7 protein-coding genes are annotated in these 12,666 nt (G+C 68.5%); 3 read left to right on the plus strand and 4 right to left on the minus strand.

What is annotated here, in order from left to right; all coding sequences use genetic code 11:
• Positions 1–4: 4 nt before the first annotated feature.
• Entirely contained in the window at positions 5–5,383 is a 5,379-nt protein-coding gene (locus Q0R13_RS08860; protein ID WP_293902599.1) for a carboxyl transferase domain-containing protein, read from the minus strand.
• A gap of 555 nt (positions 5,384–5,938) precedes the next feature.
• On the opposite strand from Q0R13_RS08860, the gene Q0R13_RS08865 reads away from it, so the two are divergent.
• The 3 genes from Q0R13_RS08865 (at position 5,939) to Q0R13_RS08875 (ending at position 9,847) form a co-directional block, all read left to right on the plus strand.
• On the plus strand, positions 5,939–6,871 hold the full coding sequence (locus Q0R13_RS08865) for a LysR family transcriptional regulator (protein ID WP_293902602.1): 933 nt from the start codon (positions 5,939–5,941) through the stop codon (positions 6,869–6,871).
• Between the two features lie 412 nt (positions 6,872–7,283).
• Complete coding sequence (locus Q0R13_RS08870) at positions 7,284–9,233, plus strand: beta-galactosidase (protein ID WP_293902605.1); 1,950 nt, start codon at positions 7,284–7,286, stop codon at positions 9,231–9,233.
• Positions 9,230–9,847 carry a TetR/AcrR family transcriptional regulator gene (locus Q0R13_RS08875; protein WP_293902608.1) on the plus strand — a complete coding sequence of 206 codons (618 nt, stop codon included), beginning with the start codon at positions 9,230–9,232 and terminating at the stop codon, positions 9,845–9,847. The genes Q0R13_RS08870 and Q0R13_RS08875 overlap by 4 nt, the downstream gene beginning before the upstream one ends.
• A gap of 8 nt (positions 9,848–9,855) precedes the next feature.
• On the opposite strand, the gene Q0R13_RS08880 is transcribed toward Q0R13_RS08875, so the two are convergent.
• Genes Q0R13_RS08880 through Q0R13_RS08890 form a run of 3 tightly spaced genes read right to left on the minus strand, consistent with a single transcriptional unit; the run spans position 9,856 to position 12,612 of the window.
• Positions 9,856–10,665 (minus strand): alpha/beta hydrolase, encoded by an 810-nt coding sequence (locus tag Q0R13_RS08880; protein WP_293902611.1) that lies wholly within the window; start codon positions 10,663–10,665, stop codon positions 9,856–9,858.
• Positions 10,659–11,624, minus strand: a complete 966-nt coding sequence (locus tag Q0R13_RS08885) for an aldo/keto reductase (RefSeq protein WP_293902614.1) — start codon at positions 11,622–11,624, stop codon at positions 10,659–10,661. The genes Q0R13_RS08880 and Q0R13_RS08885 overlap by 7 nt, the downstream gene beginning before the upstream one ends.
• Positions 11,625–11,649: 25 nt before the next feature.
• On the minus strand, positions 11,650–12,612 hold the full coding sequence (locus Q0R13_RS08890; RefSeq protein ID WP_293902617.1) for a phytanoyl-CoA dioxygenase family protein: 963 nt from the start codon (positions 12,610–12,612) through the stop codon (positions 11,650–11,652).
• Between the last annotated feature and the right edge of the window lie 54 nt (positions 12,613–12,666).

Here is a 12,666-nt window from a genome sequence, read left to right on the forward strand (position 1 = left end):
GGTCTCATGCGTCCACCGCCGCGATCACAGCCGGCGAAGACGGTGCGTGGTCCGGACCGGCCAGGCTCGCGCAGAGCGTCGCCCGCAACCGATCGGCCGGCAGCACCTCGTGCAGCGAACCGACGTCAAGCGCCCTGGCGACGCTGTGGATGGTGTCGAACTCGCGGGCGAAAGCGGCCTGCGCCTCAGCTTCGACGTCGGCGCGAACCGCCTCGTAGCGCTCCTGCGCCGCGCGGTGACCGCCTTCCGTCGCCTGCGCCAACTCAGCGCGCGCCGCCCTGACGCGAGGATGGGCCTCAACCCGCTCGGCGACCTGCCGGGTGAAGACGACAGCCGCGGCTGCGCCGCCGCCGATGACGCTTGCGAAGCTGCCCTCCAGGGCTATGGCCCTCAGGTCGTTCGAGAGGCGGCGCGAAAACACCACATAGGCGCCGCCGTGGTAGCGGGAGATCACGCAGAACAGGATGGGGCCGTCGAACTCCACCACGGCCTTGCCGATCTCCGCGCCGAATTCGAGCTGGCGTTCGCGCATGGATTCCGGCGAGCCGTCGAAACCGGAAAGGTTGGCTAGGATCACCACCGGGCAGACCCCGCTGACCGACCGGATGGCGCGGGCGACCTTGCGCGAGGACTGCGGGAACAGGGTTCCGCTGGTCCAGGCCGCCGGGCCGTCGGCCGGCCGGCTGCCGCGGCGGGCGACCGGCTGGGACTCGATACCCAGGAAACACACCGGCTGGCCGCCCAGCTGACCAAGCATGGTCACCGCGGTCTCGGCGTCGGCCCACCCGGGCCACCGCTCGAGCAGGGGCGCATCCCGGTCGGCGACCGCGCGGATCACCGGGCGGATGGCGAAAGGCTTCTTGCGGCCAGGATTGGTCGCCTCGTCGAAGATCGCGCCGACACGCGAGAAGCCGCCCGGTCCGTCGTAGGCCTCGGCGCGAACGTCCCGGTCCGAAGCGTCACGGCTTGCGACCGCGCGCGCGCGCGCCTCACCCGGCATAACGTGGGTGTACTCGTAATGCGTCAGAAGCAGATCGTAGGCTTCATGCAGGTCGCCGGCGGCGTATTGCGCTTCGCCGTTCGCCAACATTATATCCAGCCCGCCGATCGCTTCATTGGTGGCGCCGGCTACCGAGCCCGACACCTCCAAGGCCCGCTTTCCGGTCAGGATCATGTAGCCGCGCGGGGTCATGACCAGCGCCCCGCGACAGTGCATGAGCATGGTCGCCTCGGCGTTCCAGTACGACTGGGCGCCGACGCAGGGCCCGTCGACGATCACGTTCACCACGCCGCCGCCTTGGGTGAAGCGGATGATCCGGCGCAGCACGGCGGCCGTCCAGTCGAGGTTTTCCGTCCCCGACTCTAGGGCGATCCGCGCCCCGGATGAGATCGCCACCCATTCGACCGGCAGGGCTCGCGCCTCGGCAAGGTCGAAGGCGGCAAGTATGCGCCGGCACTCCGCTTCGCCCAGCGCCCCCATCTCCATCGTCGCATCGCCGATGATCAGGACGCGGGTAAGACCTTCGGGGAACCGGGGCGAGGGATTGGTCGCCAGGCCCACGACGACGGCGGCCGGATTCTCACCCCAAGCCCGAGGTGGCGCGTCGACGAGGCGCTCTCCGGTGGGCCCGTCGAGCTCCAGTTCTTCAAACGACCCGCGCGGTGGCCCGCCGGGCTCCTTCGGCGCCGTCAGCCAGGTGACGACTTCGTAGGGATGGAACAGGCCGCGTCGGCGCGCGCCCAGCACCTTCTGCTCGAAGAGCGAGCGGATGGCTATCTGGCCGTCCCTTGGCGGCACGACCTGGATACGCGGGCCCATCGAGAGCGACTCGCGCCACTCGACGGCTCGCTCGCTCGCATGGCCCTCGCCAAAGGTGAAGCGGCCCACAAGCGAGACGGTCTCAAGATTGAGATCCAGGCTGGCCGGGGCCAGGCGTGTCGCCAGGGCCTGGAGCTGCGGTTGGGTAAGGTTGACCGGTGGGCGGACGAACATCGCGATGCGGTTCATCTCCGGCCCGCGTCCCGATGCGGTCCGCAGGCTGTCGCGCAAAGCCTGCGCGGCCTCGAGAAACACCGGCTCCAGATGCGGCACCCTGACAAAATCGCCCTCGACCACGGGCGCGAATGTCTCGACCCTGGCGAAGGCCAGCAGGCGCTCGTCCTTTCCCGCCGTCGCGCGGAAGACGGCCACGCCGGGTGGCGCGGGCTCCCGGCGTAGAGCGAAAGCGGAGTAGCGGGCGAGCTCGCGGGCGATGGGATCGGCCGGGTGCAGGTCCGCCAGGAACTCCACTTCGCGCATCGTCTCGCCAACCGGCCGCCAGGTCGAAGCGCGGAGCACCCCGGCCTCAACCCAGAGGGCGGTCCAACGGGCGCGCCGATCGCCGGCCGCCGTGGCCAGCACCGTCTGCGACGGCGCAGAGCGAAGCCAGACGTCGGCTTCCACATCGCTGGGTAGCGCCCTCAGGGCCGCCACGAAGTCCGCAGGATCGGCGAGCCACAAGGCCGCGATCTCCGCCCTTCCTCCAGCCCGTGCAATCCGGCGCGGGATTCGCCCTTGGACAGGTTCGGCGGATGCCTCGACCCGATCGGGGTAGAAGCGGGCAAGCAGGATCGACAGCGCGAGGTCCGCCGCCCCAGGCGCGTCGGGGACGGAGTTCGCCAGCACATCCAGGGGCAGATCCGTCAAGCCCGCGGCGTGCCTCCGCGCCCAGAGCCCGGCCGCGCGCTCGGCGTCGGCCCCGCTCGCCCGTTGCCGGGCCGGCAGGTCGTGCCAGAGATGGACGAGGTTCCAGGTCGCCGTCGCGACCTGGCGATCGCCGCGTTGAAGGGCCTCCCCCGCCAGCTTCTCGAACAGCACCCTCTGCTCGACGGGCGGGTCGGTCTCGCCGGCTGCATCGCTGGTGGCCTCGGGGGGCGGCAAGCGGGCGAGGGCGTGGAGAAGCTCGAGGAGCAGGCGGCTCTGCGAACCCTCGGCCTCCCGCGCCTGGAAGAGCCGCATCAGGGCTGACGGGACCCTCGGATCGGCGTCGTCGCGCAGACCGTGCAGGTCAAGGAAGCGCTTCAGGCGGCGGATCATGCGCGCCGACAACCGTTCTTCCGCGAGACGCCTGTGGTGGGCAAACCACGCCAGTTGCGAAAGGCTGCTCTCGCCCAACGCGTTGACGGCATCGTCGTAGGGCCCGGACTTGAAGAGCTGCTCCTGGACGACAGCCGAGCGGACCAGGCGCATCAGGGCCGCGCGAGGCTGGGGCGGCCCGACCCGGAGGGCGTCCATCGCAGTCCCGGCCTCGTCGGCCGTCACGTCGAACCCCAGCAGCCGGCTTTCGAGGACGCGCAGGGGCTCAGGCGGCGCCGCGCGCAAGGGCGGCAAACCCGGCGCCGCTGCGGCCGCCTGGGTCCCGCCGTCCGGGGCGGGGTCGAGTTCCACGATCACGTCCCCGGCCGCGACAAGGCCGCTGGGCCGAACAAGGACGGCCCTGACCGACCCGGCGACGGGGGACACGACCGCGGTCTCCATTTTCATGGCTTCAAGCGTCACCAAGCGGTCGCCGGGGGCGACCACATCGCCGACTCCCACATGCACCTGCGCCACCGCCGCCGGCAGCATGGCCCGCACGCGACCGTCGGAAACGCGCCGGAAGCGATGGGCGACCCCCTCCACTTCCACCTGCACGTCAGAGGCCGTCGCACAGCAGACGGCGACGAAGCGCTCGCCGCCGATGTAGAGATGCTGGGTCCAGTCGGTGATCTGCTCGGTCTGGACGCGCGCCTCCCAGGGTCCGCTGCGCACGCGCTTTTCCTGCGGGCCCAGGCTCGCCACCTCGACCTCGATCGTGCCTCCGGCCAATTCATAGCGAAGGCTCAACGGTCCCTGCACGGGGAGCGTGCGGGGGAGGCTGCGTTGCGCCTCCTCCACGAAGTTGGCGACCTGTCCAGCGCGCACGCGGCGCTCGTCGTCGATCGCGGCCGCTGCGAGGGCGGCAGCCAGGTGAGCGCGGTCGGCCGGGGACGGGCGGCTCAGCAGATGAGCGTCCAACCAGGCGGTGCTGACGGCGCCGGAGCGAAAGGCGCTCCGTCCCACAAGGTCGACCAGCAGGGCGCGGTTGGAAAGACCGCAATCCAGCACGACCTCAGTCTCGATGAGCGCGGCCTCCAGCCGCCCCAAGGCCTCGTCGCGGGTCGCGCCGTGCGCGATGATCTTGGCGAGCATGGAATCGAAATGGGTGGGGACCACATTGTTGGTGGCGTAGCCGGAATCGACCCGCACCCCCGGTCCGTGCGGCAGGCGGAAGCGTAGCAGGCGCCCCGCGCGCGGGGCGAAATCCTGATCCGGATCCTCGGCGTTCAGGCGCGCCTCGATGGCGACGCCACGCGGCGCGGGCGGCCGATCGCCCAGCGGCAAGCCGCTGGCGATGTCGATCTGCAGAGCGACCAGATCGATCCCGTACACCTCCTCGGTGACGGTGTGCTCGACCTGCAGGCGGGTGTTCATCTCCAAGAAGTAGAAGGTCTGGCCATCGGGAAGCAGCAGGAACTCGGCCGTGCCGGCGTTGACATAGCCGCAGGCGCGCGCCAGCCGGACCGCCGCAGCGCATAGCGCCGCCTCGACCTCCGGCGTCAGGCCGGGGGCGGGCGCCTCTTCCAGAATCTTCTGACGCCGCCGCTGCATGGAACAGTCGCGTGTGCCTAGCGCCCAGACACCACCATGCTGATCCGCCAGGATCTGGACCTCGATGTGCCGGGCTTCGGTAACCAGGGCCTCGACGAAGATGGAGGGGTCGCCGAAGGCTGCGGCCGCCTCGGCGGCGGCCGACCGGAGGGCGTCGGCGATCTCCCCGGGTCGTTCGACGCGCCGGATGCCACGACCGCCGCCGCCCGCGGTGGCTTTGAGCAGCACCGGATAGCCGATGCGCTCGGCCCATTCGGTCGCACCTGCCTCGTCCACCGCCCCGCCGGACCAGGGACTGACGGGCACGTCGCAGGACTCCGCCAGCCGCTTGGCGGCAATCTTGTCACCAAGCGCCCGCATGGCGGACGCCGGCGGACCCAGGAACGCCAGGCCCGCGGCCGCGCAGGCCTCGACCAGTTCCGGCCTCTCCGATGCGAAGCCCCAGCCCGGCCATAGTGCATCGGCCCCTGCCGCCTTGGCGGCGGCGATGACCTTGTCGATGTCGAGATAGGTGCTGAATGACTGCCCGTCTGCGCCGCGCGTCACAGGTTCGCCGAGGCACACGGCGCGCGTGGCCACGCGCGTGAAGGCCGCGCCTTCGTCGGCGTACGTGTATAGCGCCACGGTCTCCAGAGGCGTCCGGTGGCAGCCTGACCAGCTGCGCGCCGTTCTGAGGAAGCGCATTGCCGCTTCTCCCCGATTGGCGACCGCCACGCGGGTAATCTTAGTCGGCGGCGGCTGGGCCGAACCCGTCATCCTCGGTCGCCGGAGCTGAAGCCGCCGAGAAAATCGCGGCAGAGACGACACGCAGTCCGAGACGCCTGATGATCAGTATTTGCGCAAGTCACTAGAGCATCCCCCAACGAGCATATTTTCTATATTATGGTATTGAACACGTAAAAGCGTTGAAATGGCAAAAATAGCGACGTTTCTAAGGATACGACTTTGACTGAATTAGAAGTCAGACGCGATACTTACTGACTATTGGAAATTGCCCGCGTGGCGCCATCGCCCGACACGATGAATCGCCGAACTGAGCGCGCCTGGCCATCAACACGCCCGCGATGCGGGCCCATCCAGCTTGCGAAGCAAAACCTCACGAGAGCGAGAGGTCGCCGCAAGCGCCATTGGGTCAGTGTGCATCGTCGCTCCCTCCCGGCTATCGCAATATTTCGAGCGAGGATGGGGTCCGCCAATCCAAAATCGAAATGACTTTTAATTGGCCCAGGGATAACCTTTTAGTTATGGTCGACGATCACGGTGCCGAATATGCGGATCACGTTGGGACAGTTGAAGGCGTTCGAGACCGTAGTCCGACTAGGCAGCATTTCTCGTGCTGCCGAGGAGCTGCATGTGACGCAGCCGGCTGTGTCGAAAAAAGTCAGTCTACTTCAAGAAGAAGTTGGCTTGGCGTTGTTCGAATACGTCGGTAAGCGCCGTCATCTCACCGACGCTGGGCGCGAACTGCTGACGACGTGTGGCGACTGGCTTGAGACCTGGAGCCGCTTTGAGCAGTCCATCGCCGACCTGAAGGGGCTCAAGCAGGGTCGCCTCCGTCTCGCCGTGGTGACCACCGGCAAATACTTCATGCCGCGCGTGCTGGGGCCCTTCTGCGATTTGTACCCTGGGATCGACATCTCCATGCAGGTCCTCAACCGGCATCGCCTGATCGAGCGCCTTACCGACAACAGCGACGACCTCTACATTATGGGAGCGCCGCCGGACGGCTTGGAGATAGAGAGTGAACGGCTGATGGAGAACCCGCTCGTGGTATTGGCGCCGGCTTCGCACCCTTGGTCGAACCGTCGTCGGATTCCCATCGCCGATCTTGCCGACGTTGCTTTCGTGATGCGAGAACAAGGCTCCGGAACACGCACGGCTGTTGAGCGGGAGTTTCGGGAACGCGGACTCCCCCTGCATGTCAAACTCGAGCTTGGGAGTAACGAGGCCATCAAGCAGGCCGTGGCGGCCGGGCTTGGCCTGACGGTCCTTTCGCGTAGTACGGTCGGCCCGGACGCAACTCAGTCCGAGCTGGTCGAGCTGGACGTCCGTGGCTTTCCGTTGCGGCGCTCTTGGTACGTCGTCTGGCCACGAAGCAAGCAGCTATCCGTCGTGGCGAGAACCTTTCTCGTCTTTCTGCGCGAACGCGTCGAGTTTCTCGCGGGGTCGTCGGGACCTTCGCCGCCAGAACTCACACGATAAGGGGGTGGGGCAGATATCAGCCCACCCCCGTCCCAAATTCAGGCAGGCCGGGCAGCGGCCTCACGTTCCCGGTAAGCTTGCGATCGCAGAGCATGGGTGAACAGTCCATCTTTCCGCAGGCAACCAAGCAGACGAAGCACTGACACCAGACGCGAGTCCATAGACGGGCGAAGCGATCTATTATACTAATCGTCAATAGTGTCCTAGCCGATAGCACAGGGACGCGTTCGACAGAAACCGTGAAAATGGAAAGTATCGGGCGCGCGTCTCGCACGTTCCGCAAATCGTCGAACTTGAACCTCATAGAAACGGGATCCTCGGCGGGCGCCCGGCCCGCGCATCCGCTGCGCTGCGCCGACACCAATCCGATGGCGGGTGAGCGGGGCATCTTGCGTAAAGGTCAGAGTGGGGCATGAAGCTGGGCGTTTGCTACTATCCGGAACACTGGCCGGAGGCGTTCTGGGCGGACGATGCGCTGCGCATGGCCGGACTGGGAATCGCCTGGGTCCGTATCGGCGAATTCGCCTGGAGCCGGATCGAGCCCGAGCCCGGCCGCTTCGACTGGGCCTGGCTGGACCGGGCGGTGGAGACTCTTGCGGGGGCGGGGCTGAAGGTCGTCATGTGCACGCCCACGGCCACTCCGCCCAAGTGGCTGGTGGACGCCCATCCGGACATGCTGGCGTTGGATGCCGAGGGCCGTCCGCGCCGGTTCGGCTCGCGCCGCCACTACTGCTTTTCCAGCGAAGCCTACCGCGCCGAGTGCGCCCGCATCACCGAGGCGGTTGCGGGGCGCTACGGCCGCCACCCTGCCGTTGGGGCGTGGCAGACCGACAACGAGTTCGGTTGCCATGACACCACGCTCAGCTATTCGGCGAACGCCGCTCGCGGCTTCCAGACATGGCTGGCCCAGCGCTACCAGTCGGTCGAAGCCCTGAACCGCGCGTGGGGGGCGGCGTTCTGGTCCCAGGAGTACCGCGACTTCGACGAGGTCGAGCCACCGAACCTGACCGTTACCGAGGCCAATCCCAGCCATCGGCTGGACTACAACCGCTTCGCCTCGGACGAGGTGGCGCGTTTCAACCGCCTGCAGGTGGAGATCCTGCGCCGGTTGTCGCCCGGCCGCGACGTCACCCACAACTTCATGGGTTTCTATACCGAGTTCGACCACTTCGCGGTTGGCCGCGACCTGGACCTCGCGAGCTGGGATTCCTATCCCTTGGGATTCCTGGAGCAGTTCTGGTTCCCCGAGGACGAGAAGCTGCGCTACCTGCGCCAGGGACACCCGGACGTGTCGGCCTTCCACCACGACCTCTACCGCGGCGTCGGCCGTGGACGCTGGTGGGTGATGGAGCAGCAGCCGGGGCCGGTGAACTGGGCCCGCTACAATCCCGCGCCCCTGCCAGGCATGGTGCGGTCCTGGACCTGGGAGGCCTTCGCGCATGGGGCCGAGGTGGTCTCCTATTTCCGATGGCGCCAGGCGCCTTTCGGCCAGGAGCAGATGCATGCCGGCCTCAACCGGCCAGACAATGTGCTGGACCAGGGGGGCGTCGAGGCCGGCGAGGTCGCACGGGAGCTCGCTGGATTTGGCGAGCCGGAGCCTTGCCGCCGCGCGCCGGTGGCTCTGGTGTTCAGCTACGAGGCAGACTGGCAGTTTGGCGTCCAGCCGCACGCCAGGGGCTTCCGTTGGCTGCAGCTGGCGTTCGAGATGTACACTGCGCTCCGCCGCCTTGGGCTGGACGTCGACATCGTGCCGCCGGATGCGGACTTTACCGGCTACGCCCTGGTCGTCGCGCCCTCGCTGCCGATCCTGGACGAAGCCACGCTGGACGCCCTTGAGGCGTGCGGCGCCGTGGTCCTGTTCGGTCCGCGGACCGGATCGCGCACCCGCGAGGGCCACATCCCCGCGAGCCTGCCACCTGGCCCCCTGCAGGGCCGGCTGCCCGTGAGGGTGACCCGCGTGGAAAGCCTGAGGCCGGGCGCTGGACCCGAGGTCGAGCTCGCTGGGCGGACGTTCGCCGGACGGCTGTGGCGCGAGGTTCTGGAGACTGACCTACCGGCCCTGGCGACGTTCGCCGAGGGCGGAGCCGCTTGGGCGAGCCGCGAGTCGTGGCACTATCTTGCGACCTGGCCGGGGACTGCCCTGCTCGATCTCGTCATCGCCCGCGTCGCCTTGGAGGCTGACCTGCCCGTCGAAACGCTCGAGGAGGGTGTCCGGCTGCGACGGCGCGGGGACGTCCATTTCGCGTTCAACTTCTCGCCGGAAACGCGCCGGACCCCGGCGCCGGTGGGCGCGCGCTACGTGCTCGGTGGACGCGACCTGCCGCCGGCGGGTCTGGCGGCCTGGCGGATCGAGTCCCCATGACCCTTGCCGAAACCCGCAAGCGTACGCGCCTGGCCCCCGAGGCCCGCCGCGAGCAGATCCTCGACGAAGCCGCGCGCCTGATCCTCGACGAGGGCCTCCACGCCGTCAGCATGGAGCGGGTGGCCCGCGACGTTGGGATCAGCAAGGGGCTGGTCTACAATTACTTTCCGACCCGGGACGCCCTGCTGACCGCGCTGCTATCGCGCGAACAGGCTGAACTGCGAGACCGTGGCATGGTCAGCGCGCTCGAGGCCGAAAGCTATGTCGATCTGATCCGCCAGACGACGCGGCTCTATCTCGAGCAGACCCGCGACCGCGGCGCACTGATCGCCGCCCTTTTGTCGGATCCGTCGGTGGCGCGATTGATGGAGGAGGAGAGCCGGGCCGACCGCGAACGGACCGTTCGCTACTTTGTACGGGCCACACGCCAAGCCTATGACCTGCCGCTGCCCCTGGCGATCGCCGTCGTCGAGCTGCTGTCCGCGATAACGGACCGTGCCGGAAAGCTGGTCGCCGACGGCCTTGTGGACGTTGATTCGGCCACCGAGCTCTGTGTCGAGCTGATCACGAGCGGCCTGGCCGGCCTGAAACGCGACCGGCCGCTGAAGGCCTAGCGCCGCTTCTACGCGCCGTGCAGGAACTGGAGGACCGCGGCCAGGTAGTCCGGAAAATTCTCCCGGCGGACATTGTGGCCGGCGCCGCCGATCCGGACGGTCCGAATGTTGGCGTTCAGGCCCGTCGCTTCCGCCGCAACCGCCGGCGTGACGAGGCTGCCCAGTTCCGGGTCGGCCCCGATCAGCAGGGTCGGTACGTCGATGCGGTCGATCTGCGCCTGCCAGGGCGCGACGTAGGCCGGGAAGGCGCCTGGATCGACCTGGCGCTTTGCCGCCGCCCAGGCGGGGAGGTCGCCGTCGTGCCACCCGGGCGAGGCGGTCCTGCCCATGGACATGATCTCCGCCTCGGTCATGGCTTGGAAGCGCTCGACCTGGTCGCGGAATTTTCGGCTGCGCGCAGCCGTCGCCGCCGCGTCGGCCAGGGGCAGGAACGGCGGATCCTCCAGGATGACCTTGGCCACCCGACCGGGGTGGGTGTTGGCGTAGGCTGCTGTCGCCCGGGCGCCGACCGAATGGCCCATCACGATGGGCGAGGGCAGGCCCAGGGCTTCGATTGCTTCGCCGAGGTCGCGGGCAGGGTCGTGCGGCGCGCCCTCGTTCAGCCGGGCGCTGTCGCCATGGCCGCGGGCGTCCAGCATGACCACGTCGAACTCCGCCTCCAGGGCCCGGGCCAGGCGTGTCCAGCACAGGCCGCTGTCCGTAAGACCGTGAGATAGCACCAGGGTCGGCCCGTCGCCGCCGGTGCGATGATAGGCCAGATGGCCGCCCCACACGGGCACGCTGCCGGCCCGCCACACCGCCCCCGCGCGTGTTACCACGCGTAGGCTTCCGGCGCCGGGCCGCACGCCGGGAAAATCTCCTCGATCCGTGCCAGGGTCTCGTCGTCCAGCGCCAGGTCCGGGACGTGCAGCACCGAGGCCAGCTGGTCCAGGCTGCGGGGCCCGATGATGGTCGCCGTGATCCCGGGCTGCCGCAGCAGCCAGGCCAGGGCCACGGCGCTCGGGGACTGGCCCAGGCCATCGCAGAGCGCGCCGAAGCGGCCCAGTTGGCCGGCGCGGGCGGCCGCGGCCCGGACCGCGTCCTCCGAACCCCTGCGCCCGCCAGGACCGGCCGCGCGCCCGGCCAGCAAGCCGCCGGCCAGCGGGCTCCAGGTGATTACCCCAAGCCCATAGGCGCGGCAGGCGGGCAGCACCTCCATCTCCGCGCGCCGTTCGATAAGGTTGTAGAGGCTCTGCTCGGCGACCAACCCGAGCCGCTGCCGGGCGATCGCTTTCTCATTGGCCTGGGCGATCGCCCAGCCGGGGAAGTTGCTCGAGCCCACGTAGGTGATCTTGCCCTGGGCGATCAGTCGGTCGATCGCTTGCCAGATCTCCTCGATCGGCGCGCTCCGGTCGATGTGGTGCATCTGGTAGAGATCGATGTGATCCACCCCGAGCCGCCGGAGACTGGCGTCGCAGGCCATCTGGATATGCCGCGCGGACAGGCCGCGGTCGTTGACGTCGTCCGACATCGGCTCGTGCACCTTGGTGGCCAGCACGATCCGGTCCCGGCGGCCGCGATCCTGCGCCAGCCAGCGGCCGAGCAGGGACTCGGTGGCTCCGACCCCCAGGCGCCCGCCGTACTGGTTGGCGGTGTCGATGAAGTTGATTCCCGCCTCGATCGCCGCATCGAGGATGGCGAAGCTCTCCGGTTCCGGGGTCTGCGGCCCGAAATTCATAGTGCCGAGGCAGAGCTCGCTCACCTTCAGGGCGGATCGGCCAAGCTGACGATACTTCATGGCATCGGGCTCCTGGGGGACGGGGTCATGGCGCCCGCAGGGTCGGTCCGGTGACGAGCGTCTCGCTGGAATCGGCGACGCAGTGGCGGACCATGCGCTGGGCCCGTTCGGAGAGCCTGCGATAGTCGTCGTAGCTGATCCCCGGGACGATCGGCTCGCGGAACCAGGGGGCGTAGAACTCCAGGTTGGGGATCGATCGTATCGCGTCGGCGAGATTGGGCGTCCCGCCGTGCCAGGCGCGGACGTCGCGGATCATGATGCCGCCGGCGGGCGCCGGGCAGACGGTGCTGAGCCGCATCCACTCGGGCTCCTCGGCCAGCGTCGGGATCGGCGTGCGAGAATGCTGGGTGCCGGCGATCTGCCGCGTCGGCCCGTTCAGCGCCGTGACGTCCTGGGGAAGGAAGTTCACGCAGATGTAGGGGCAGGGCAGGTCGCGGATGGTTAGCTGGCCACGGGGATCGTGGAAGGCGCTGAACGGCGTCGTCGCGCTACTGCTCCAGTCGCGGACATCGGAATGCAGCGGTTGGTATTCCACCGCGCCCGGGAGGCAGAAGTCGCCGCTCGCGGCCCGCAGCACATAGTCGGGCGATCCGAAGATGGCGGTGACCGCCTCGGTGACCACCGGGATATCGAGCAGCATCTGCCATTCGGGCCGGTGCAGCTGGCTGCGCGTGAGGCTGGAGCCTCCGAAGGAATAGCGGTGAGAGCCGCGGTTGCCCTTCCGCCCGTCATCCAGCGCCAGGATCTCGCCGGCCACCTCGGCGCAGCCCCGGGCGAGGATCTCGGTCCGGGCGCTGTCGAGCACATTGGCGATGACCACGAACCCGTCGCGGCGGAAGATATCGACCGCATGCCGGGCGTCACATGGCTCCAGCACCTCCAGACCCTTGATACCGTTGTTGGCCTCTAGATGGGCGCGCAGGGCCTGAACCTTGGGATCGGTCTTCCAGGCGTCGCGGTCCGCCGTCACGTCACGCGCTCTGTCCATGCTCTAACCCTGCTGCGGCGATTCAAGTGCTATTATAGGAAGCGTCAATAATAT

Source organism: Phenylobacterium sp., from assembly GCF_025351295.1.
Lineage (GTDB): Bacteria > Pseudomonadota > Alphaproteobacteria > Caulobacterales > Caulobacteraceae > Phenylobacterium.